General features: G+C 74.2%; 22 protein-coding genes. 10 read left to right on the forward strand and 12 right to left on the reverse strand.

Features of this window, described 5'->3' with window-relative positions; all coding sequences use genetic code 11:
- The first annotated feature begins 47 nt into the window (after positions 1 to 47).
- A complete protein-coding gene (locus tag ABUL08_RS08460) occupies positions 48 to 1,193 on the forward strand; it encodes a carboxylate-amine ligase (RefSeq protein WP_350936183.1) in 1,146 nt (381 codons plus the stop codon).
- A 55-nt stretch (positions 1,194 to 1,248) separates the two neighbouring features.
- Positions 1,249 to 1,899 (forward strand): nitroreductase family protein, encoded by a 651-nt coding sequence (locus tag ABUL08_RS08465; RefSeq protein WP_377522634.1) that lies wholly within the window; start codon positions 1,249 to 1,251, stop codon positions 1,897 to 1,899.
- A 7-nt stretch (positions 1,900 to 1,906) separates the two neighbouring features.
- Here the strand turns inward: ABUL08_RS08465 and ABUL08_RS08470 are convergent, their stop codons facing one another.
- The 3 genes from ABUL08_RS08470 to ABUL08_RS08480 form a co-directional block, all read right to left on the reverse strand.
- Positions 1,907 to 3,487 (reverse strand): NAD(P)-binding domain-containing protein, encoded by a 1,581-nt coding sequence (locus tag ABUL08_RS08470; RefSeq protein WP_350936185.1) that lies wholly within the window; start codon positions 3,485 to 3,487, stop codon positions 1,907 to 1,909.
- Positions 3,488 to 3,556: 69 nt separating this feature from the next.
- The gene (locus tag ABUL08_RS08475; RefSeq protein WP_350936186.1) at positions 3,557 to 4,192 is read right to left on the reverse strand and encodes a response regulator transcription factor; all 636 of its coding nucleotides are present in this window, start codon (positions 4,190 to 4,192) and stop codon (positions 3,557 to 3,559) included.
- Positions 4,189 to 5,379, reverse strand: coding sequence for a sensor histidine kinase (locus ABUL08_RS08480; protein ID WP_350936188.1), 1,191 nt, complete (start codon positions 5,377 to 5,379; stop codon positions 4,189 to 4,191). Before ABUL08_RS08480 ends, ABUL08_RS08475 begins: the two co-directional genes overlap by 4 nt.
- 127 nt (positions 5,380 to 5,506) lie before the next feature.
- On the opposite strand from ABUL08_RS08480, the gene ABUL08_RS08485 reads away from it, so the two are divergent.
- Together ABUL08_RS08485 and ABUL08_RS08490 are read left to right on the forward strand one after the other, a co-directional pair.
- Positions 5,507 to 6,622: an ABC transporter permease gene (locus tag ABUL08_RS08485; protein WP_350936190.1), complete on the forward strand. Its 1,116-nt coding sequence runs from the start codon at positions 5,507 to 5,509 to the stop codon at positions 6,620 to 6,622.
- Entirely contained in the window at positions 6,619 to 7,302 is a 684-nt protein-coding gene (locus ABUL08_RS08490; RefSeq protein WP_350936192.1) for an ABC transporter ATP-binding protein, read from the forward strand. Before ABUL08_RS08485 ends, ABUL08_RS08490 begins: the two co-directional genes overlap by 4 nt.
- Positions 7,303 to 7,313: 11 nt before the next feature.
- Here the strand turns inward: ABUL08_RS08490 and ABUL08_RS08495 are convergent, their stop codons facing one another.
- Positions 7,314 to 8,312, reverse strand: coding sequence for a tyrosine-type recombinase/integrase (locus ABUL08_RS08495; protein ID WP_350936194.1), 999 nt, complete (start codon positions 8,310 to 8,312; stop codon positions 7,314 to 7,316).
- A 48-nt stretch (positions 8,313 to 8,360) separates the two neighbouring features.
- Complete coding sequence (locus tag ABUL08_RS08500; protein WP_350936196.1) at positions 8,361 to 9,983, reverse strand: ABC-F family ATP-binding cassette domain-containing protein; 1,623 nt, start codon at positions 9,981 to 9,983, stop codon at positions 8,361 to 8,363.
- A 208-nt stretch (positions 9,984 to 10,191) separates the two neighbouring features.
- Here ABUL08_RS08500 and ABUL08_RS08505 point away from each other — a divergent pair, with 208 nt between their 5' ends.
- Complete coding sequence (locus tag ABUL08_RS08505) at positions 10,192 to 11,214, forward strand: helix-turn-helix transcriptional regulator (protein ID WP_350936198.1); 1,023 nt, start codon at positions 10,192 to 10,194, stop codon at positions 11,212 to 11,214.
- Here the strand turns inward: ABUL08_RS08505 and ABUL08_RS08510 are convergent.
- From ABUL08_RS08510 to ABUL08_RS08520, 3 genes are all read right to left on the reverse strand, one after another.
- A complete protein-coding gene (locus ABUL08_RS08510) occupies positions 11,204 to 11,632 on the reverse strand; it encodes an Hsp20/alpha crystallin family protein (protein ID WP_350936200.1) in 429 nt (142 codons plus the stop codon). The two genes, ABUL08_RS08505 and ABUL08_RS08510, sit on opposite strands and share 11 nt — an antisense overlap.
- 74 nt (positions 11,633 to 11,706) lie before the next feature.
- Positions 11,707 to 12,216 (reverse strand): GNAT family N-acetyltransferase, encoded by a 510-nt coding sequence (locus ABUL08_RS08515; protein ID WP_350936201.1) that lies wholly within the window; start codon positions 12,214 to 12,216, stop codon positions 11,707 to 11,709.
- Between the two features lie 33 nt (positions 12,217 to 12,249).
- On the reverse strand, positions 12,250 to 12,858 hold the full coding sequence (locus ABUL08_RS08520; RefSeq protein WP_350936202.1) for a PadR family transcriptional regulator: 609 nt from the start codon (positions 12,856 to 12,858) through the stop codon (positions 12,250 to 12,252).
- Between the two features lie 193 nt (positions 12,859 to 13,051).
- On the opposite strand from ABUL08_RS08520, the gene ABUL08_RS08525 reads away from it, so the two are divergent.
- The gene (locus tag ABUL08_RS08525; RefSeq protein ID WP_350936204.1) at positions 13,052 to 13,456 is read left to right on the forward strand and encodes a heme-binding protein; all 405 of its coding nucleotides are present in this window, start codon (positions 13,052 to 13,054) and stop codon (positions 13,454 to 13,456) included.
- Between the two features lie 203 nt (positions 13,457 to 13,659).
- Here ABUL08_RS08525 and ABUL08_RS08530 read toward each other — a convergent pair whose 3' ends face one another.
- Entirely contained in the window at positions 13,660 to 14,145 is a 486-nt protein-coding gene (locus tag ABUL08_RS08530) for a GNAT family N-acetyltransferase (RefSeq protein ID WP_350936205.1), read from the reverse strand.
- 76 nt (positions 14,146 to 14,221) lie between these two features.
- On the opposite strand from ABUL08_RS08530, the gene ABUL08_RS08535 reads away from it, so the two are divergent.
- On the forward strand, positions 14,222 to 15,040 hold the full coding sequence (locus ABUL08_RS08535; protein ID WP_350936207.1) for a TIGR04222 domain-containing membrane protein: 819 nt from the start codon (positions 14,222 to 14,224) through the stop codon (positions 15,038 to 15,040).
- 7 nt (positions 15,041 to 15,047) lie between these two features.
- On the opposite strand, the gene ABUL08_RS08540 is transcribed toward ABUL08_RS08535, so the two are convergent.
- Positions 15,048 to 16,076, reverse strand: a complete 1,029-nt coding sequence (locus tag ABUL08_RS08540; protein WP_350936209.1) for an aldo/keto reductase — start codon at positions 16,074 to 16,076, stop codon at positions 15,048 to 15,050.
- 113 nt (positions 16,077 to 16,189) lie between these two features.
- On the opposite strand from ABUL08_RS08540, the gene ABUL08_RS08545 reads away from it, so the two are divergent.
- Together ABUL08_RS08545 and ABUL08_RS08550 are read left to right on the forward strand one after the other, a co-directional pair.
- Positions 16,190 to 17,674: a hypothetical protein gene (locus tag ABUL08_RS08545; RefSeq protein ID WP_350936210.1), complete on the forward strand. Its 1,485-nt coding sequence runs from the start codon at positions 16,190 to 16,192 to the stop codon at positions 17,672 to 17,674.
- Between the two features lie 18 nt (positions 17,675 to 17,692).
- Positions 17,693 to 18,181, forward strand: coding sequence for an HNH endonuclease (locus ABUL08_RS08550; RefSeq protein ID WP_350936212.1), 489 nt, complete (start codon positions 17,693 to 17,695; stop codon positions 18,179 to 18,181).
- A 205-nt stretch (positions 18,182 to 18,386) separates the two neighbouring features.
- Here ABUL08_RS08550 and ABUL08_RS08555 read toward each other — a convergent pair whose 3' ends face one another.
- Together ABUL08_RS08555 and ABUL08_RS08560 are read right to left on the reverse strand one after the other, a co-directional pair.
- Positions 18,387 to 19,871, reverse strand: coding sequence for a DHA2 family efflux MFS transporter permease subunit (locus ABUL08_RS08555; protein ID WP_350936213.1), 1,485 nt, complete (start codon positions 19,869 to 19,871; stop codon positions 18,387 to 18,389).
- A 13-nt stretch (positions 19,872 to 19,884) separates the two neighbouring features.
- Positions 19,885 to 20,511, reverse strand: coding sequence for an NADPH-dependent FMN reductase (locus ABUL08_RS08560; protein WP_350936215.1), 627 nt, complete (start codon positions 20,509 to 20,511; stop codon positions 19,885 to 19,887).
- Positions 20,512 to 20,575: 64 nt separating this feature from the next.
- Between ABUL08_RS08560 and ABUL08_RS08565 the strand changes: the two genes are divergently transcribed.
- Positions 20,576 to 20,980, forward strand: a complete 405-nt coding sequence (locus ABUL08_RS08565; protein WP_350936217.1) for a MerR family transcriptional regulator — start codon at positions 20,576 to 20,578, stop codon at positions 20,978 to 20,980.
- Positions 20,981 to 21,089: the final 109 nt, after the last annotated feature.

Here is a 21,089-nt window from a genome sequence, read left to right on the forward strand (position 1 = left end):
GCCGCCTCCGGCGGCCGGTGGGCCGCGAAGGGGAGGCGGTTGTCGGCATGGCGCGACACGACGCGGAGAGCGGTCCGCGGATCGGGGTGGAGGAGGAGTTCCTCGTCGTCGACGCGGTGACCCGGTCGGTGGTGCCCCGCGCCGCCGACGTGGTGGCCCGGGCGGCGGAGCAGCTCGGGCCACGGGTCTCCGGGGAGATCACCGAGTTGCAGGTGGAGACCCGGACCAGTCCGGTGTGGTCGGTGAAGGAGCTGGTCGACCAGCTCGTCGAGGCGCGTCGGGTGGTGGCCCGGGCGGCGACGGCCGACGGGCTGCGGGTGGTGGCGTCCGGCACGTCGGTGCTGCCCGGGGCGGCCCACCCACCGGTCACCCGGGGGCCGCGGCAGGACCGGGGCACGGCGACGTTCCGGGGGCTGCACGACGAGCTGGCGATCTGCGCGCTGCACGTACACGTGGAGATGCCGGACCGGGAGCGGGCGTTGCTGGTCGGCAACCACCTGCGCGCGTACCTGCCGCTGCTGGTGGCGATGACCGCGAACTCGCCGTACTGGGAGGGCCGGGACTCCGGTTACGCGAGCTGGCGGACGATGATCTGGCCCCGGTGGCCGGTGGCGGGTCCGCCGCCCCGGTTCGACTCGGAGGCGCACTACGACCGGGTGGTGGCCATGCTCGTCGACGCCGGGGCCGTCGTGGACACCGGCACGCTGTTCTGGGACATCCGACCCTCGGCCCGGTATCCGACGGTGGAGGTGCGGGTGGCGGACGTCCCGGTCACGGCGGCGGAGTCGGCGCTGGTGGCCGCGCTGGTGCGCGCCTGGGCGGTCCGCGCGGACGAGGCGGTGACGCGCGGCGACACCGGCCCCGACATCCCGGCCGAGCTGCTGCGGGCGGCGTACTGGCGGGCGGCCCGCGACGGCTTGGACGGCGAACTGCTGGACGTGGCGACGGGACGGCTGCGCCCGGCGCGGGAGGCGCTGACCGACGCGGTCGCGCAGGCACTGCCCCGGCTGCGGTCGACCGGCGACGCGGAGCTGGTGGACGGCTGGCTGCGGTCGCTGCTGGTGGCGGGCAGCGGCGCGGCCCGGCAGCGGGCGGCGGCGGCCCGGCGCGGGGTGTTGACCGACGCGGTGGACTTCCTGGCGGCGGCGACCGGCGAGGTCGAGGCGGCGCGGCAGGAGAGCTTTTTCGCATAACCCGCCGGGGCCCGGCATGGGCGATCCTGGAGCGGGGGTCGGCGAGGAGGCCAGCATGGACAGGATCGGGGTCGCCACCACCGGCGGGGTGCTGCCGGCGGCGCAGATGGTCGAGACGGCACGGGAGTTCGCCGACCGGATGGCCGCCCGGCGTTCCATCCGGCACTTCGCGCCGGACCCGGTGCCGATGGAGGTGATCGAGGAGGCGGTCCGGGCGGCGTCGACGGCGCCGAGCGGCGCGAACCTGCAACCGTGGCGGTTCGTGGTGATCACCGACCCGGAGCGCAAGCGCCGGCTGCGGGAGGCGGCGGAGGCCGAGGAGCGGGAGTTCTATCAGCGGCGCGCCTCGGCGCAGTGGCTGGAGGCGATCGCGCCGATGGGCACCGACTGGCGCAAGCCGTTCCTGGAGGTCGCGCCGGTGGTGATCGTGGTGTTCGAGGTCCACCAGGGACCGCGTACGCCCAAGCCGTACTACGTGAAGGAGTCGGTGGGCATCGCGGTCGGTCTGCTGATCACCGCGCTGCACCAGGCGGGCCTGGCGACGCTGACGCACACCCCGAGCCCGATGCGGTTCCTCAACACCGTCTGCGAGCGGCCGGCGGAGGAACGACCGTACGTGGTCATGCCGGTGGGTTTCCCCGCCCCGGACGCCTGGGTGCCCGACCTGGAGCGCAAACCCCTGCGGGAGGTGCTGGTACGGCGGTGAGTTCCGGTCAGCGCTCGCGGGGCAGTTCGCGGGCGAACCAGTCCCGCAGCGGCGTGACGTGCCGGTCGGGGCGGCGCCACTCGGCGAGCAGGTCCTCCAGCAGGTGCAGCTCCTCGACCAGGGTGTCGCCCCGGTAGCGGCGCACGACCGGATGGATGAAGGCGCTCTCGGCAGCCCGGTCGGGCTGCGGGTGACGCTCGATGGCGAAGACGTCGCCGTACTCGTCGCGGCCCCAGCGCAGCCCGAACGTGTAGTAGTGCGGGTGGTCGCGGAAGCGGTCCCGCAGGTGGTCCTCGGGCAGGTCGACGTAGTGGCGTACGCCGCCGTCGGCGTCCACGACGAGGGCGTCGGCGAGGAACTCGAACTGGGTCCACAGGGCGGAACTCCAGTTGACCCGGTCGAGCACGACGGAGGTCAGCGCGTCCGGGTCGGCCGCGACCACGTCATGACCCAGCGGTACGCCCTCGTAGCGCTCGCGCAGCAGCGCGGTCAGCGCCCGCAGGTTGTAGCGGAATCCGTCCACGAACGCCGACGAGGCGCGCTTGAAGTCCCGGTCCTGGGCGATGGTGCCGGCGAAGTAGAGCCCGTCGACGTTGGTGGACTGCCAGTCGGGGGTGGTGGTGGGCATCCGGCCGCTGGCCACCATGGCGGGCGCGCAGTCGGGGGCGAACAGCGATGTGTCCATGGCGAAGCCGGTGCAGCGCAGGACCGACTCGTACTCCATCACCGCGGTCTCGCCGTCGGCGTGGGTGTAGGTGAGGTGGACCTCGTAGCGGTTGCCGACGGGACGGATCTCGTCGATGACGCAGTCGAGCACCGAGTGCAGGGTCTTGAACTGGTAGCTGTCCAGCACGGCGCCGTGGTGGCCCCGGACGTCGCCGGGGTGCTTGGTGTTCCAGGCCAGGCGCAGCGGGCGCGGGCTGGCCAGGTGCACCATCGCGGCGTGGCCGAGGATCGACGAGGCGGTCTCGAAGGCGGAGTTGCCCTTGCCGATGATCAGCACCCGCTGCCCGGCGTAGTGCGCGGGGTCGGTCGGCATGTCCTCGTAGCCGGTGGCGTGTGCGATGCCGCGGATGTCGGGGACGTTCGGGCGCCCCCAGCCGGTGGCGACGATGACGCAGCGGGCCCGCAGGGTCCCCTGCGGCGTGGCCACCAGGAAGCCGTCGCCGTCGCGTCGGACCTCGTGCACCGGGGTGTCGAAGCGGACCGCGAGCTGGTGGTAGCGCTGGAAGTCGGTCAGGTAGCGCACCATGTCGTCGGCGTGCGGGTAGTACTCGGTGCTGTACTTCGCGAACGGCAGGTCGGCCGGTTCGTGCAGCAGCGAGTTCCAGTCCCAGCGCAGCCGGATCTCCGGGTCGGTGCTGGTCGTGTGGACCTTGTTGAGGGAGATCAGCCGGCGGTGCCGGGGGAAGTTCCGGAAGAACTCGGCGGGTTCGGCGGCGCTCTCCAGCGTGACGTAGTCACAGCCGGCCTGCTGGAGGTAGTAGCTCAACTGCAGCCCGGCGGGACCCGCCCCGATGATCACGTAGCGGTGTTCCGCCACGGTGTCGCCGTGCTGCCCTGTCCGTTCCCCGGTCTGTGCCGTCACGCAGCGACGATCGCCCATGTGCAGCGGGTGTGTCAACGCTCCGGACGGACCATTGTGGACATCAGTCGGTCAGCGCCGGATCAGGCCGAGCCGGGTCGCGGCGGCGACGGCGGCGGTACGGGAGTCCACGCCGAGCTTGGTGTAGATGCGGGCCAGGTGCGACTTGACCGTGCCCTCGGTCAGGTGCAGGCGGGCCCCGATGGCCTGGTTGGACAGGCCACCGGCGACCAGGGTGAGCACCTCCGTCTCGCGGGGGGTCAGCGCGGCGCGGGGGTCGCGCAGCCGGTTCATCAGCCGGTCGGCGACCGACGGGGCGAGGGCGGTGCGGCCGGCCGCGGCGGTCCGCACGGCGGCGGCGAGGTCCTCGGGCGGGGCGTCCTTCAGCAGGTAGCCGGTGGCGCCGGCGGCGATGGCCGGCAGGATGTCCGCGTCGGTGTCGTACGTTGTGACGATCAGCACCCGGGGTGCGGCCGGCCCGGCGGTGATCGCGGCGGTGGCCTCGGCGCCGGTCATCCCCCCGCCGAACTGGAGGTCCATCAGCACGACGTCGATGTCGCCCTCGGCGGCCCGCGCGACGGCCGCCTCGGCGGTCGCGGCCTCGGCCACCACGTCGAGGCCGGGTTCGGTCTCCAGCACCGCGCGCAGCCCGGCCCGGACCACGGGGTGGTCGTCGGCCAGGAGCAACCGGATCGGGACGTCGGTCACGGCCGGGCCTCCGCGGCGGGCAGGGGCAGCTGCGCGGCCAGGGCGGTGCCGTGGCCCGGAGCCGATTCGACGGTGAGGCTGCCGCCGAGGGCCCGGACGCGGGCACGCATCGCGGCCACCCCGAAGCCGCCGCTGCACGGGTCGGGTACGGGCAGCAGGTCAGGGTCGAAGCCCCGCCCGTCGTCGACGACGTCCACGGCGACCCGGTCGCCGAGATAGCTGAGGGTGACGTCGGCGGTGCCGGCCTCGGCGTGCCGGACGGTGTTCGCGAGGGCGGACTGCGCGACGCGCAGCAGCGCGACCTCGAACGCGGACGGCAACGGCACCGGATCCCCGGTGAGGTGGAACCGGACGGTGAGCCGGTGCCGGGAGCCGGTGGTCGTGCACAGCCGGGCCAGGGCGTCGCGCAGGGTGACGCCCTCCAGGGCGGGTGGGGTGAGGGCGGCGACGAAGCGGCGCGCCTCGGCGAGGTTGTCGACGGCGGCCTGCCGGGCCTGCTCGACGTGGGCGGCGGCCCGCTCCGGCGCGCCGGGCAGGGACCGCTCGGCGGCGCGCAGCAGCAACTGGATGCTGGTCAGGCCCTGGGCGAGGGTGTCGTGGATCTCCCGGGCGAGGCGCTCGCGTTCGGCGAGCACCCCGGCGGTGTGCTGCGCCTCGGCCAGGTCGGCGCGGGTCGCGGTCAGCTCCTCGATCAGCGTCCGGCGGTGTTCGCTCTCCCGGTACAGGGCCTGGTAGCCCCAGGTCACGGCGACCGCCACGGCGGCGCCGAGGGCCGGACCGATCACCGTCGCCGGGTGGAGGGAGCCCTGGTGCCGGGCGAAGCCGGCGACGGCCGCCGCCGCGGTGACCACCACGGCGGCCAGGCCGACGCGGCGGGACAGCAGGTGCAGGTGGAGGAAGTACAGCGGGAAGGCCACCCACACCCCGTCGGCCGACAGGGCCAGCAGCAGCAGCCACCCGACGCCCAGGACGGCCAGCCACACCGCGGCGGCCCGCCGGGAGCGGCGGACGCGGGGCAGCAGCGGCCCGGCCGCGTAGACCAGTCCGCACGCCACCGCCACGGCGACGACCGCCCCCGCGTACGGGCGGCTGTCGGCCACCGCCCGCCAGGCGGCCAGGGTGAGCAGACCGACGGTCAGCAGGTGCAGGCACCAGGTCAGGACGCGGGTGGCGGGAGCGGTGTTCACGGTCCTTCCAGCTTAGGGACCCGTCGCCGGGGTGCGCCTCTGTCGAAGGATGCAACCGGCGGGCCGCCTTTCGGCGCGTCAGGTGCTGTCCTGCGCCGGACGCGTCGCCCGGGGTCCGGCGGCGAAGGTGGAGGCACCACACCTCACCCCGGAAAGGCAGGCCGCAGCGGTGTTCGTCGCCTGGAGAGACCTGAAGTTCGCCCGCGGGCGGTTCGCCCTGATGGGCAGCGTCATCGTGCTGATCACCCTGCTGGTCGGTCTGCTGTCCGGGCTGACCGCCGGCCTCGGCCAGCAGAACGTCTCGGCGATCACCGGCCTGCCCGTGGACCGGATCGCGTTCGGCGCGGGCGGGGAGCTGTCGTACGCGAACTCCACCGTCACGCGGCAGCAGTGGCAGCGGTGGGCCACGACGCCCGGCGTACGCCGCGCCGAACCGCTCGGCATCACCACCACCAGGGCCACCGCCGGCACCAGAAGCACCGCGGTCTCCGCCTTCGGGGTGCGGCCCGGCTCGACGCTCGCCCCGGCCGGCAACCGGATCGACGATCACGCGGCGGTCCTCTCCGGCACCGCCGCCGACCACCTCGGCGTGGGCGTGGGCGACACCGTCACCCTCGCCGGGCAGCGGCTCACCGTCGCCGCCGTACGCGGTGACGCCTCGTTCAGCCACACGCCCGTCGTCTGGACCAGCCTGACCCGGTGGCAGCAGCTGACACCGGGGAGAACCGACCCGGACACCGCGACCGTCATCGCCCTGGACACCACCGGCGACGCGGACGTACGGGGCACCGACCGGACGGTGGGCACCCGCACGGTCGACCGGGACGACTCGCTGGCCGCCGTCGGCTCGTACCGCTCGGAGAACGGGTCGCTCCAGCTCATGCGGGGTTTCCTGTTCGCGATCTCCGCGCTGGTGATCGGCGCCTTCTTCACGGTGTGGACCATCCAGCGCGGCGGCGACGTCGCCGTGCTGAAGGCCCTGGGCGCCTCCACCGGCACCCTGCTCACCGACGCGCTCGGTCAGGCCCTCGTGCTGCTGGTCGGCGGCACCCTGATCGGCACCGGCCTGGCCGCCGGGCTCGGCGCCGTCGTCGCCGGCTCGGCCGTGCCGTTCCTGCTCACCGCCGGCACCGTCGGAGTCCCGGCCGCCGTGATGGTGGCGGTCGGGGTGCTCGGGGCCGCCCTGTCCATCCGGCGGATCACCTCCGTCGACCCGCTGACCGCCCTGGGGAGCGCCCGATGAGCCTGGAACTGCACGACGTCACCCTCAGCTACCCGGACGGCGACTCCCGCCTGACCGTCCTCGACCGCGTCACCCTGACCGTGCCCGAGGGCAGCGTGACCGCCGTCGTCGGCCCGTCCGGCTCCGGCAAGTCCAGCCTCCTGGCGGTCGCCGCCACCCTGATCACCCCGGACGCCGGCACCGTCACCGTCGCCGGCACCGACACCGCCGGCCTGAGTCGCGCGGACCTGACCGACCTGCGCCGCCGCGCCGTCGGCATCGTGTTCCAGCAGCCGCACCTGCTGCCGTCCCTCACCGCCGCCGAGCAGCTCCAGGTGATGGCGCAGCTCGACGGCCGCTCCCCCGCCCGGGCCCGCGGCCGGGCCCTGGAACTGCTCGACGCGGTCGGCCTCGCCGACCAGGCCGGGCGACGCCCGCACCAGCTCTCCGGCGGCCAACGCCAACGGGTCAACATCGCCCGGGCGCTGATGAACGACCCCACCGTGCTGCTGGTCGACGAACCCACCAGCGCCCTGGACCACGAGCGGGGCGCCGCCGTCATCGACCTGCTCACCCGGTTGACCCGCCGGCAGGGCACCGCCACCGTGCTGGTCACCCACGACCCGACCCACCTCGGCGCCGTCGACCGGCTGGCCGAGATGCGCGACGGCCGGCTGAGCGTGCCGACATCGACCCGGTAGGGGGACCGCCGTCAGCCGCGGCGGCGGGCCCGCGCCGCCCAGATGACGTACGCCGGGTCGCGGTCCAGGTTGTGCCGGTCCCGGTCGTAGCGGCGGGTGGTGCGCGGATCGGCGTGACCCATCGCGTCCTGCACGTCCTCCAGCGGCACCCCCTCCGCGCGGGCGGTGGTGGCGAAGGCGTGCCGCAGCGAGTGCGGTGACAGCTTCGCCCACGCCGGGATGCCGGCGGTCTGGGCGAGGCGGCGCACCAGCCGGAACACCGAGTGCCGGTCGAGTCGGGAGCCGGTCGCGGTGACCAGCAGCGGACCGGTCAGCTCCGGCACGCTCACCCCCTGGGCGGCGGCCCGCGCGAAGAGGTAGGCGTCCACCGCGTACGCGGTGCCCGGGGTGAGCGCGCGACGGCGGACCTTGCCGCCCTTGCCGACGAACCGCACGCTGCGGTGCCCCCGCTCCGCGCCCAGGTCGCTCAGGTCCAGGGAGATCAGCTCACCCACCCGCAGCCCCAGGTCGGCCAGGAGCGCGATCGCGGCCCGGTTGCGGGTGGCGGTCGGGCCGGTCTCCGCCTCGGCGGCGGTGAGCAGCGCGTCCACCTCCTCCGGGGTGAGACCGATCGTGGCCGAGTGGTCCCGGTCGATGCGGGGGCGGTCCGCCCCGGCCACCGGGTTGGCGTCGACGGCGCGCAGCTTGACCAGGAAGTCGTACCAGCTGGACAGGGCGGACAGGCGGCGGGCGACGGTGGCCGGGGTGAGCGGCCGACCGCTGCGCACGGCCGTCGTCGACTCCAACTCCCGGCCGTAGGCGTTCACGTCGAGGAAGTTGGCGCGCAGCGGGTCGAGGTCGTGCCGGGCGCACCAGGCCAGCCACCCGGCGACGTCCCGGCGGTACGCGTCGCGGGTGTGCTCGGACAGCCGCCGGTTGCGCAGCCAGGCCTCGGTGAAGTCGGTCGGACCGCCGCGCAGGGCGGGACGCGTCGAGGCGCGGGACAGCACCGGGACGTCGGGACGAAGCATGTGAGAAAGGCTCTCAGCCCCGGGGGCGATTGGCGACGAGGCGCGCCGTCACGCCGTCTCCTCCGTCAGCCGGCCGTCGGCCAGCCGCCACCGCCGGTCGACGCCCACCGCGTCGGCGAACCACGCGTCGTGGCTGACCAGCACCACCATGCCCCGGAACTGGCGCAGCGCCACCTCCACCACCTCGAGGGACTCGACGTCGAGGAAGTTCGCGGGCTCGTCCAGCAGCAGCACCCGCGCCGGGCTGTTCACCATGACCGCCAGCACCAGCCGCCGCAGCTCTCCGTCCGACAGCGTGCGCAACCGGGCGTCCCACTGGTCGGGGCCGAAGAGATAGCCGTCGAGCAGCCGCTCGGCGTCGTCGGCGTACACCGGGACCCGGGAGCGGAAGTGCTCCAGGACGGTGACGTCGGTGCGCAGGTCGTCGTGGGTCTGCGGCAGCAGCGCGACGCCGGTCGCGGCGTCGACGGTGCCGCCGTCGGCGGCGTGCAGCCCGGCGAGGACCCGCAGCAGGGTGGTCTTGCCGGCGCCGTTCGGGCCGGTGAGCAGGATCCGGTCCCCGCCGCGCACGCTGAGGTCCGCCCCGGCCAGCAGCGGCCGGCCGCCGGCGGTCACGGTCAGGTCGCGGGCCCGCAGCACCTCGACGTCCGCCGGCGTCTCCTGCGGGAACGCCAGCGCCAGCGTCGGTCGGGTACGCGGCTGCGCCAACCACCGGATCGAGTCCATCTGCCGACGCAGCCGCCGCTCCCGCGCCTTCGCCTTCTTCGCCACCTTCTTCGCGTAGCGGCGCAGCTGGTCGGAGCCGAGACCGCTGCGGACGGACTCCTCCACCCCGCGCGCCTGCGCCTTGGTGCGGTCGATGTCGGCCAGCCAGCGACGGTGGTCCTTCTGCTGCGCCTCGTAGTCCGTCAGCAGTCGCTGCCAGCGGCGGATCTTCTCCGCGCGGTGATCGGTGTACCCGCCGGTGTAGGTCTGCGGCTCGTCGTGAATGCCGTCCAGCTCGACGATGCGGTGCACCGTACGGTCCAGGAACGCCCGGTCGTGGCTGGCCACCAGCACCCCGCCGGGAAACCCGGCGAGCCAGTCGGCCAGCCAGGCGATGCCGTCGGCGTCGAGGTGGTTCGTCGGCTCGTCGAGGACCAGCAGGTCGGGGGCGTCCAGCAGCACCCGGGCCAGGGTGAGCCGGGCCCGCTCCCCGCCGCTGACCCGGTGCAGCCCCGTCGCGTCGTCGAGGTGGTCGACGTCGAGCCGCTGGCGGACCTCGGTCAGCCGGGCCTGCGCCCGCCAGCCGTCCAGCGCCGTCCAACGCTCCTGCGCGGCCCCGTACGCGTCGAGAACGCCAGTGTCGCCGTCGGCGAGCCGCCGTTCCAGGTCCCGCAGCTCGCGGGCGAGCGGGCGCAGCTCGCCGAGGCCGTCGGCGAGGAAGTCACCGACGGTGGTGGACGGATCGGACGCCTGCTGCGCGACGTAGCCGACGGTGGTGCCGGGCGCGCGGGCGACGTGCCCGCTCGACGGGGACTCCTCGCCGACGAGCACCCGCAGCAGGCTGGACTTGCCGACCCCGTTCGGGCCGACCAGCCCGATCCGGTCGCCGGCGTTGACGATCAGGTCGAGGCCGGTGAAGAGCGGCTCGGCGTCGTACTGCTTGCTCAGGGAGATGGCTTTCAACACGGGTGGTCCTCCGCGGGACGACAGGCGGGACCGCGCCCGGGAACGGGCGGCGGTCGGGGGCCGTGGCGGCGGGCGGTGCCCGGCCGCGTCCTGCGGATCACATGTGTCGGTCGGCTCCTGCGGGTCGGCGACGCTGTCGACTCCGACTCTGCCAGCCGGGACGCGACCCGGCGAGCGGATTTCCGCCGACCGGCGATACGGTCGGGCGGTGCGCGCCGGTCGGCTGGTCTCCCTGCTGCTGCTCCTGCAGACCCGGGGGCGGATGACCGCGCCGCAGCTCGCCGAGGAGCTGGAGGTGTCGGTCCGCACCGTCTACCGGGACGTCGAGTCGCTCAGCGCCGCCGGGGTGCCGGTGTACGCCGACCGTGGCCCGGCCGGCGGCTACCGGCTGCTGGAGGGCTACCGCACCCGGCTGACCGGGATGACCGCGCCGGAGGCGGAGGCGCTCTTCCTGGCCGGCATGCCCGGCCCGGCCGCCGACCTCGGGCTCGGGCCAGTGCTCGCGGCGGCCGAGTTGAAGCTGCTCGCCGCGCTCCCCGACGAGCTGGCCGACCGGGGTGGCCGGATGCGGCACCGGTTCCACCTGGACGCGCCGGGCTGGTTCCGCAATCCGGAGCCGACGCCGCACCTGGCCGGGCTGGCCCGGGCGGTGTGGGAGGACCGGCTGGTGCAGGTGCGCTACCGACGGTGGAAGACCCCCCGGGAGGTGACCCGGGACCTCGCCCCGCTCGCCGTGGTGCTGAAGGCCGGTCGCTGGTATCTGGTGGCCGCCTGCGGCGACGAGGTGCGCACCTACCGGGTCGGTGCGGTGCTGGACCTGGTGGTCCGCGACGACCGGTTCGACCGGCCGGCGGACTTCGACCTCGCCGCGTACTGGCGGGAGTGGACCGAGCGGTACGAACGGGACGTCTACCGCGGCGAGGCCCGGATCCGGCTGACCGTGGCGGCGCTGGAGTTCATGCCGTTCGTCTTCCCGCCGGCGATGAGCCGCGCCGCCCGGGCCGCCGCCGGTGAGCCCGACGCGGACGGCTGGCTGGAGACCACCGTGCCGATCGAGTCGGTCAAGCACGCCCACGTCGAGCTGCTCAAGCTGGGCGCGGAGGTGGTGGTCCTCGCGCCGGACGAGCTGCGCGACCGGATCACCGCGACCGCGCACGCCCTCGCCCGGCTCTACCCGCCGGCGGGGACGCCCGGACCGGACGCCCCCGCCGGGTCTGACGTCACGCGTTGATCTGCTTGTGGCCGTTGCCGTTGCTGGCGGTGACGCTGATCCGGCGCGGCTTGGCCCGCTCGGCGACCGGGATGCGCAACGTCAGCACGCCGTTGTCGTAGCCGGCCTCGAGCTTGTCGGTGTCGAGGGTGTCGCCGAGGAAGAGCTGCCGGGTGAAGGTGCCCATCGGTCGCTCGGCGGCGACCAGTTCGACGTTCTCCCCGGTGGGGCGGCGGCGCTCGGCGCGGACGGTCAGCACGTTGCGCTCCACCGTGCAGTCGATGCTGTCCGGGTCGACGCCGGGCAGGTCGAAGGCGGCGTAGAACCAGTCGCCGTCGCGGTAGGCGTCGAGGTGCATGACCGCCGGGCGGGCGGTGGTGCCGAAGAACTGCTCGGCGAGCCGGTCGATCTCACGGAACGGGTCGGTACGCATCAGCATGGTCCTGCCTCCTCGGGTCTCCTGGCCGAAGGTGTCAAGTTGAGTCTTGGTGACTCAAGTTCCTGATTCCTGTTTTAGCGCGTCGGCGTGGGGTCGTCAACCGTGAGGACCTTCTCGAACCAGTGCTCGGCGTACCGCCCGGCGTTGAAGGCGGGGACCTCCTGGTAGCCGTGGCGGGCGTACAGGGCGCGGGCCTCGACCAGGTCGGCGCGGGTGTCCAGGCGGATCCGCCGTACGCCCGCCGCCCGGGCCCGCTGCTCCACCGCCGCGAGCAGCGCCGCCCCGCCACCGCGCCCCCGGTACGCGGTCCGCACGTACACCCGGGTCAGCTCCGCCCCGTCGGTCTGCCGGCGCAAACCCGCGCAGCCGGCCAGGCGCCCACCGCACCAGGCGAGCAGCAGCAACCCGGTCGGCGGCACCAGGTCGTCGCTCGGGAACTCGGCCAGCGCGGCGTCCACCTCGCCGGCCCGGGGCGGACGCCGGTGGTAGCGCACGACCATCTCGGTCAGGTACTCGCGCAGCAGGAGCGCCGCGTCGGGGTGGTCCGGGAGCGCGGGAGCCGTGGTCCAGGTGGAAGTGGTCACGGCCCGATCGTCACGGGACGGTCAACCGGGTTTTCACCGGTCAGCCCGTTCGGGGATGTCGGACGGCGGTTGCCCGGCGCCTGCTGGGGTGCCGACGGTGTCGGCGATCTCGTCCAGGAAGGCCAGGTCGGCCTCCGCTCGGCGCAGCCCGAACAGGGCGGTGAGCAGTCGCGGGTCCGCCGGCACCGGTAGCTGCCGCCCGTCGGGGTCGCCGCCCTTGTCGCGCAGGATCTGCCGGCAGTTCTCCCGCACCTGCTCGGCTTGCCGGCGCCAGCCGGTCAGCAGCCGGTGAGCGTGCGCGGCCGGCGCGTGCGCGGCGAAGAACAGCAGGAGTTGCTGCGGGTGCCGGGGCCGTTCGGCCAGCTCCACGCCGGTGATCCAGTCGACGAACGCCGCCCGCCCGGCCTCGGTGGCCGCATAGATGCGCTTGTCCGGGTAGTTGCGCTGGGGCACCTCGGCCGAGCTGGCGAGACCGCGCTGCTCCAGTCGCGGCAGCTCGGCGTAGAGCGCGGACCTGGTCACCGGCCAGAAGTGCGCCACCGACCGCTCCGCGCGGTGCCAGAGGTCGTATCCGCTCGCGGGCCCGTCCAGGAGCAGCCCCAGGGCGAGCCATCCCACGATGCCCCGTTCCGATGACGCCACCCGCGTCACCTCCATCTCCTTGTCTGCCGCCGCCCGCGGAGCCTACTATCCAAGCCAACACTAGTCCTGACAGGACTAGTGTTGGAAGGAGTAGCTGTCCACGCCGTCGTCCTGCTGCCGACCGCAGTCGCCGGTGTGGGACTGCTGACACGACGGCCTGATCCGCCCCGCCCCCGCAGACCCGGAGGACCAGATGACCCCCTACACCACCACGCAGCTCCTCGCCGCCCTCGACGCCGCCCTGGCCGTCGCCGACCAGCGCGGCGGCTCCTTCGGCATCTGCTTCGTCGATGACGGGGGTCACGTGTTGCTGCACGTGCGGCAGCCCGGCGCCACCGTCGGCGCCGCGGACAGCGCCCTCGGCAAGGCGCGTACCGCCGTCTGGCTCGGTGGCGACACCGGTGTGCTGCCGCCGACCGCACCGGTGATTCCCGCCCTCGTCGCCGGGGTCCCCTGGCCGGTCGCTGTCTTTCCCGGCGGACTGGTCCTGCGCCACGAGGGCGTCGTCGCCGGTGCCGTCGGCGTCGGCGGGAGCATCGATCCGGCCGACGACGCGGCCGTCTCGGCCGCCGCGCGCACCCTGCTGAGCTCGCGATAGGCCGCCCCGGAAGGACAACGGATCAACGGCTTCCGGTCGCACGTCCCGCGCCGGTCAGTCCGGGGGTGCTCGCCGGCCACCTTCGGTCGTAGTCGTTGACCCGGGTGACGATCCGGGGATCCACAGCTGATCGAAACGCGTCAGGGCGTCGGCCAGGTCGATCGGCTCGTTCGTCATGCCACCATGCTGACCGAGCGCGGCGGTCACAGGCGACGGTGCATCACGTGCAGGCCGACCCGACCCAGGGTGGGATGGGCGAACGCCTCCGGCACGGTGCCGATCACCGTGAAGCCGAGCCGCCGGTACAGCCGTACCGCCGCCTCGTTGGTCTCCACCACGGCGTTGAACTGCATCGCCGCGAAGCCCCGCGCGCGGGCCCACTCCAGGGCGTCCTCGCACAACGCGCGACCGACCCCGCGACCCCGGGCGGCGGCGGCCACCAGGAAACTCGCCGTGGCGACGTGCGCGCCCGGGCCGGGCCGGTTCGCGCCCATCTTCGCGGTGCCGAGGACGCTCCCGCCCTCCTCGGCCACCACCGTCCGGCCGGGCGGGCGCTCCACCCACACGTCGTGCGCCACCTCGGCGCTCCAGGTCGGGTCGTACGGGAAGGTCTCCTGCGCCACGATGACGTCCTCGACGATGGGCCAGACCTGCGCCCAGTCGGCCTCGGTGAATTCTCGGATCCGCATCCGGGGCACCATAGCCACACCGGCCGGCCGCCGCCGACCGGATTTCCGGCGGCCACGGCCCGCCATACTTGTCGCCATGCTCTGGGGTCTCAGCGGTCCGCTCTTCCTCCTCGACTACGTCACCGCCGTCGCCGCGGCCACCGCCGTCGCCCTGGCGATCCGGTCGGTGACCGGCTGGCGGACCCGGGGCCCCGCGCCGAGCACCGTCGAGCTGGCCTACCTGACCGACCGGGCCGGCCTCGCCTGCCAGGTCGGCGTCGCCGCCCTGCACCGGGCCACCGGCGTACGCGTCGGCGAACTGTCGACCCTGTCGGTGGACGGTCCGCCACCGTCGCGTCCCGCTCCCCTGGTCCGGGCCCTGCACGCCGCCCTGCGCCGGCCGCAGACCTGGGCCGCCGTGCTGGCCGACCCCGAGGTGAACCGGGCGCTGCGGCGGATGGTCGGCCGGCTGGTCCGGGACGGCTGGCTGCTCACCCCCGCCCAGCGGCGTCGTACCGCGCTCGGCACGCTGCCGCTCTTCGCGGTCGCCGCCGTCGGCGTGACCCGGCTGGTCGACAGCGCGGTCGAGGGCCGCGACGCCGGCGCCCCACCCTTCGTGGCCGGCCTGCTGCTGGCCTGCCTGGCCACCCTGCTCGGCGGCTGGTGGCTGGCCGAGGTGCCGGAGACCGGGGCCGCCGCGCGCCGGCTGCTGAAGCGGCTGCGCCGCGCGCACGCCGACCTCGCCCCGGAGCAGCGTCCCGCCTGGAGCGAGCGGGACACCGACGAGCTGCTGACCGCGATGGCGCTGTTCGGGCCGCGTCCGCTGCTCGCCGTCGACCCGCGGCTGGCCGCTCAGCTCGGCATCGACAACGACCGCACCCGCCCCACCACGTACGCGAAGACCGCCCGCCGCTGATCCGGCGTCACCCGTCGGGCAGCTCCCGGGCCCGCTGCCGCACGCCCGGCCCGCCGTACGGGTAGTCCGCCACCGGCGGGGTGCTCGCCTCGTCGAGCAGCCGGGTCTGCTCCGGGTCCAGCCGCAGGTCCGCGGCGGTGAGGTTGTCGTCGAGCTGCTCCGTGGTCCGGGCACCGAGGATCACCGAGGTCACCGCCGGCCGGTCCGCCAGCCAGGCGAGAGCCACCGCCGACATCGACACGCCGCGCTCCTCGGCGACCTGCCGTACCGCGTCGATCACCCGCCAGGTGCGCTCCTGCGCGTTGCGCCCCGCGTACGCCTCGACGCCCCGCTCCGGGTCCTCGCCCAGCCGGGTGGCCCCACGCGGCGGGGTGTCCCGCTGGTACTTCCCCGTCAGCCAGCCCCCACCCAGCGGCGACCAGGGCAGGATGCCGACGCCCTCGTTCTGGCAGACCGGCGCGATCTCGTACTCGATCTCGCGGACCAGCAGGTTGTACTGCGGTTGCAGGGTGACGATCGGGGCCAGGCCGAGGTGCCGGGTGAGCAGGACGGCCTTCTGCAGCTGCCAGCCGGTGAAGTTGCTGACCCCGGCGTAACGGATCTTGCCGGCGCGCACGGCGTCGTCGAAGAAGCGCAGGGTCTCCTCCAGCGGGGTCAGCGGGTCCCACGCGTGCGCCTGGTAGAGGTCGACCGCGTCGACGCCGAGCCGGCGCAGGCTGGCGTCCAGGGCACGGGTCAGGTGCACCCGGGACAGCCCGGCGTCGTTGGGGCCCGGCCCCATCGGGAAGCGTCCCTTGGTGGCGAGCACCACCCGGTCCCGCATGCCGGGCCGGTCGGCCAGCCACCGGCCGACGATCTCCTCCGAGACGCCGGCGGAGTAGACGTCGGCGGTGTCGATGAAGGTGCCACCGGCCTCGACGAAGCGGTCCAGTTGGGCGAAGCTGCCGGCCTGGTCGGTCTCCGCGCCGAAGGTCATGGTGCCGAGGCAGAGCGCCGAGACGACGGTGCCGGTGGCGCCGAGGGTGCGATGACGCATGGGGTCCTTCCGGTCGTGGACGAGCGGACCCCGCCGATCCTGCCACCGCGGGCGACCGCCGGCAGCGCGACCGCGATGCTGCGCTCCGACCGGCGATGCGGCACAGTGGCACGGTGACCAGCAGCAGAACGGCGAGCCCGGACGGCCCGAGCGGCGTGGTGTTCCCCGAGGCCGGCGCGGGACGCAGCACCACCGCACTGGGCCGCGCGGTGGTCGCGGACGCGCTGCGCGCCGTCGACCCGGTCGGCGCCCGGTCGGCCGAGCACGAGACCGACTGGCGGCACGGCTACGTCGGTCACTTCCGCCGTCTCGTCGAGGCGGGCCTGCTCTCCCGCGAGGCCGCCCTCACCATCGCCCGCGACGGCCTGGCCTCCCTGCACCGACGGATGCGGGTCGTCCCCGACGGCGGCACCGAGATCGGCCTGGAACAGGTCTTCGACACCCCGACCGACCATCCGCCGCTCGACACCGCCACGGTCACCGGCGACGGTGCGGTCGAGCGGGAACTGTCCCTGCCCTACCGGGGGCAGCGGCTGCGCGGCGACGACCTGCGTCGCCGGCTCGACGCCTGGGTCGACGCAGGCGTCATCGAGCCGTCCTGCGCCGAGGCCGTCCGGCTGGTGCTGGCCAACCCGGACTGGCTCGACCTGCGCGACCAGCGCGTCGTGGTGCTCGGCGCGGGCGCCGAGATGGGTCCGCTGCCGTCGGTGCTGCGCTGGGGCGGCGACGTCGTCGCCCTCGACCTGCCCCGCCCGGAGATCTGGCGGCGGGTGCTGCGCACCGCCCGCCGGCACGGCGGTCGGCTGCACCTGCCCGTCCGGCCCGGCACCGGCGACGACGACGCCGCGCTGGCCGCCGGCGCGGGCGCCGACCTGCTGCACCGTCTCCCGCAGGCCGCGCAGTGGCTGCTCGGCGTCCAGGGGCGGCTGGTGCTGGGCAACTACGTGTACGCCGACGGCGCGACCAACGTCCGGGTCGCCACCGCCGTCGACGCGCTCACCCACCACCTCCAGGGCCGCCGCGACGACGTGGCGCTGGCGTTCCTGGCCACCCCCACCGACGTGTACGCCGTCCCCGCCGACGCGGTGCGCCACGCCGAGCGCGGCTACGCCGCCCGTGGCCCGGCCCGGCGCTCCCTGCGGGTGCTCTCCGGCGGCCGGCTGCTGCACCGCAACTATCCGCCCGACGCCGACCCCGGCATCAACGACAGCCTCGTCCCGCAGCAGGGCCCCAACTACGCGCTGGCGAAACGGCTGCAACGGTGGCGGGCGACGGTGGCCCGGGACGCCGGGGCGACGGTGTCGTTCACCGTGGCGCCGCCGACGCGTACCCGGTCGGTGCTGCGCAACCGGGCCCTCGCCGCCGCGTACGCCGGGGCGTACCGGTTCGGCATCGAGGTGTTCGAGCCGGCCACCAGCAACACCCTGATGGCGGCGCTGCTGGTGCACGACCTGCGCACCGGGGCGCCCGCCCAGCCGCAGCCCTGGCAGGACGAGGCGTACGCGGCGGCGCACGGCGGCCTGTGGCGCGTCCCGTACGCCCCGCGCAGCGCCCTCGGCCTGGCCGTGCTGCTCGGCATCGGCGCCACCCGCGGCTGACCGGTCGGGCTGCTGCTGTTGCTGTCCCTGGTCACCGGCCTGTCCCGGCACTTCACGGAGGAGAGCCTGCGGGCGCACCTGCTGGCCCGCTCCGAGCGCCGCCCCGACGGCTGCCTCGTCGTGCGCGGCTACGGCCCCCACCGAGGAGTCCGCCAGAAGGTCGCCGGACGGGCGTGGGCGCACATCGCCGCGTACGTCGTCCTGGTCGGCGGTTACGACCCGACGCTCGACGTCGACCAGGTCTGCGGGGTCGGCGACTGTATCGAGCCGACGCACCTGCGCCAGGTGAGCCGCGCGGAGATCTCCCGCAACCGTCGGCAGGAACCACGCTGCCGCAACGGTCACGACCGGGAGATCGACGACGCGACCGGCCGGTACCGCCGGGTGTGCCGGGAGTGCAACCGGGAGGCGCAGCGCCGCTGGCGCAGGCGGCGGACCGCCGACGCCGATGCTGCGCGGGCCGCGTTCGGCCGTGACCCGTCCGCTGGCCGCCCGCCCACCGGGTGAGCCGGCGCATGCCTCCATCCGCCGCTGACCGGTGGTGCAGGCACCCTCCGGTCAGCCCGGTCGTTGCTTCCGGCGGAGAACCAACGCCCGCAGATCGGCCACGGGGATGGTTGGCCACCCCGTGCCGACCGGTCCTGCACCGACCGTCGTGGCGTTGGCGTCGTGCCGACTGCGCGCCGCGCGGCTCGGCCGGGCAGACGCCCCGTCAGATCGGCTGTCTTGAGGCGTCGGCCGGGTCATCGGCCTTCTTTGCGTGACGGAGGCCGATGACCGCCGCCAGGGCGCTGAGTGCCATCAAGGCCGCGGCAACGGCATAGCTACCGCCGACCGCGCCGGAAAGCCGGGTGTTCAGCGCTGCGCGGGCGGTCGGGTCGAGGGCGAGCATCGCGGCCAGCCCGCTGCCGTCGGTGCTGGCCAGTTCCGGCACTCGGGCGGACACCAGAACGGTGAGGGTGGCGGCGACGACGGCGACGCCGACGGCGCCGGCCAGTTGCTGGACGAGTGCGAGCAAAGTCGTGCCCCGAGGGGTGTCCCCGTGCTCCAGGTCGCGCACCGCCACGGTCATCGTCGGCATCAGGGTGGCGCCGGAGCCGACGCCGAGGACGACCGCCGAGGCCGCGATCAACAGGTAGGACGCGCTGCTCGTAGTCGTGACCAACAGCGCGACGGTCCCGGCCAGGCCCAAGGTCACGCCGATGACCACGATGCGGCGTGGCGGCATCCGGTCCACCAGTCGGGTGGCGATCTGCAGGGTCGATCCGACGGCGAGTGCCATCGGGACGGTGATGGTGCCGGCGAGGGCGGCCGGGTCGCCGCGGACGCCTTGGACGTAGATCGGCAAGATCGACATCGCCCCGAAGTAGGCGGCGCCGAAGAACGCCAGTACGCCCAGACCCGCGGCGAGCGGCCGGTGGCGCAGCAACCGCAGGTCGACCAAGGGAGCGCCGGCTCGCAGGGCGCGGACGACGAAAGCGACGAGCATGAGCAGGCCGGCACCGAGCGTGGCGGCGACCTGCCCGGTCAGCGCGCCGGTCTCCCCGACGAGGGTGCACCCCAGGACGAGCAGCACGGCACCGCCGGAGACCTGAGCAAGGCCGGTCCAGTCGATCCGGGAGGCCGACGTGGGGTCGGCGGGCTGGTGTGGCAGCCGTCGCGCGCACAGCAGCACGGCTGCGGCGCCGATCGGCACGTTGAGGAGGAACACCCAGCGCCAGGAGGCGGTATCGACCAGCCAACCGGCAAGCGGCGGGCCGAGGACGGGACCGATGACCACGGGCAGGCCGAGCAGGCTCATCAGTCGTCCGCGGGCTTCGCGGGGTACGGAGCGCAAGCCGATGGCCTGCGCTACCGGGTTGAGCAGGCCGCCGCCGAGCCCCTGCAGGACCCGGAACGCGGTGAGCGGCCCGGTGCCCCATGCCAGGCCGGCCAGTGCCGAGGACACGGTGAAGATCGCCAGTGCGGTCAGGTACACGCGGCGGGCGCCGTAGCGGTTCGCCGCCCAACCGGCGAGTGGGGTTACCGCGACGACCCCGAGCAGGTAGCCGCTGGTGACCCACTGCACCGCGGGCAGGGTCGAATTCAGGTCGGAGGCGATAGCGGGTACCGCGACCAGGGTGACGGTGGCATCGACGGTGACCATCAGCCCGCCGAGGGCGAGGACCAGGCCGATGACACGGGCGCGGGTGTTCATGCGGTGCCGATGCTCAGCTCGGGAACGGGTGGTCGCGGCGGGCGGTGTGCAGTGTCGTCGCCCACCAGGCGAGTTCGCGCAACGCCTCGTCGAGGGCTTCGCCCGCGCCGGGCGGTGGGGTGAACCCGTCGTCGTCGATGTCGTTCCACGGCCCGCGCAGGCCCACGGCGCGGCGGGTGGTCACCACGTGCAGCTCGGAAAAGACGCCACGCAGGTGCTCAGTGGCCAGCAGCCCGCCCTGGGCGCCGTAGGAGAGCACGGTGGCCGCCTTGAACATCCACTCGCGGTAGTGCCAGTCGATCGCTCGCTTCACGCTGGCCGGGTAGCTGTGGTTGTACTCAGGGGTGACGATGACGTACCCGTCGGCGCGCTCGATGCGGTCGGCGATCGCCGAGCGGGGGCCGCCGCCGCCCGGCTCCAGGTGTTCCTCGTCGGGTAACGCGCACTCGGCGAGGTCGACCAGGTCGACGTCGGCGATGCCGTCCGCCTTGCCGCAGGCCCATTCTGCGAGTACGCGGCTCAGCCGTTCCTTACGGACGCTGGCGGCGATCACGGCGAGGCGTAGCGGCTGCTCGAGGCGGCCAGCCTCCAAGGGCGCCGCCTCGGAGGAACGACTGTGGTGGGGCGTTGAACTGGTCATGCCGGCCATGCTCAGCCTTCAACATATGTTGAAGTCAAGCCGCCGTACGGGTCATCATGGTCGAGTGAGCAGCCCGGTGCAGGTCCCTTCCCGTTTCGTCCTCACGGTCAAGGACGTCGCCACTGCGGCCGGGGTCGCGCCGTCCGCCGTGCGCTTCTATGAGCAGCACGGGGTGATCAACGCCCACCGCACCGCAGGCGACCAGCGGCGCTTCGACGACAACGCCGCCTGTCGGATCAAGGTCGCCAAGGTCGCCCAGCGCGTCGGACTCACCGTCCGGGAAATCGCAGACGTGTTCGCCGCGCTGCCCGACGACCCCCAGCCGCCCGACTGGCAACGTGTCGCCGCCGTCCTCATCGACGAGGCGCAGACGCGCACCGCGGCACTGCAGGCGTACCTCGGCGAGATGCTCTCCGGCGCTCGACTGTGCGAGATCGACGACCGCACCGAGGTGTCCGAACAGGTCTGAACGCGGCGGCGGCCTCGACCACGACTCGCAGCCCTCGGACCACGACAGGAGAGGGGTCGATCCCTTCGTACACCATCCTGAACCCTTACGCACAAGAACTGTCATTATG

It is taken from the genome of Micromonospora sp. CCTCC AA 2012012 (assembly GCF_040499845.1).
Taxonomy (GTDB): domain Bacteria; phylum Actinomycetota; class Actinomycetes; order Mycobacteriales; family Micromonosporaceae; genus Micromonospora; species Micromonospora mangrovi.

Bases quoted from the DNA above. Each gene is read 5' to 3' on its own strand.
- ABUL08_RS08490 (WP_350936192.1), top strand. From the start codon at position 6,619: ATGAGCCTGGAACTGCACGACGTCACCCTCAGCTACCCGGACGGCGAC.
- ABUL08_RS08510 (WP_350936200.1), bottom strand. From the start codon at position 11,632: ATGCTGATGCGTACCGACCCGTTCCGTGAGATCGACCGGCTCGCCGAG.
- ABUL08_RS08555 (WP_350936213.1), bottom strand. From the start codon at position 19,871: ATGAACACCCGCGCCCGTGTCATCGGCCTGGTCCTCGCCCTCGGCGGG.
- ABUL08_RS08495 (WP_350936194.1), bottom strand. From the start codon at position 8,312: ATGCTTCGTCCCGACGTCCCGGTGCTGTCCCGCGCCTCGACGCGTCCC.
- ABUL08_RS08540 (WP_350936209.1), bottom strand. From the start codon at position 16,076: ATGCGTCATCGCACCCTCGGCGCCACCGGCACCGTCGTCTCGGCGCTC.
- ABUL08_RS08465 (WP_377522634.1), top strand. From the start codon at position 1,249: ATGGACAGGATCGGGGTCGCCACCACCGGCGGGGTGCTGCCGGCGGCG.
- ABUL08_RS08525 (WP_350936204.1), top strand. From the start codon at position 13,052: ATGACCCCCTACACCACCACGCAGCTCCTCGCCGCCCTCGACGCCGCC.
- ABUL08_RS08535 (WP_350936207.1), top strand. From the start codon at position 14,222: ATGCTCTGGGGTCTCAGCGGTCCGCTCTTCCTCCTCGACTACGTCACC.
- ABUL08_RS08460 (WP_350936183.1), top strand. From the start codon at position 48: ATGGCGCGACACGACGCGGAGAGCGGTCCGCGGATCGGGGTGGAGGAG.
- ABUL08_RS08560 (WP_350936215.1), bottom strand. From the start codon at position 20,511: ATGACCAGTTCAACGCCCCACCACAGTCGTTCCTCCGAGGCGGCGCCC.
- ABUL08_RS08530 (WP_350936205.1), bottom strand. From the start codon at position 14,145: ATGCGGATCCGAGAATTCACCGAGGCCGACTGGGCGCAGGTCTGGCCC.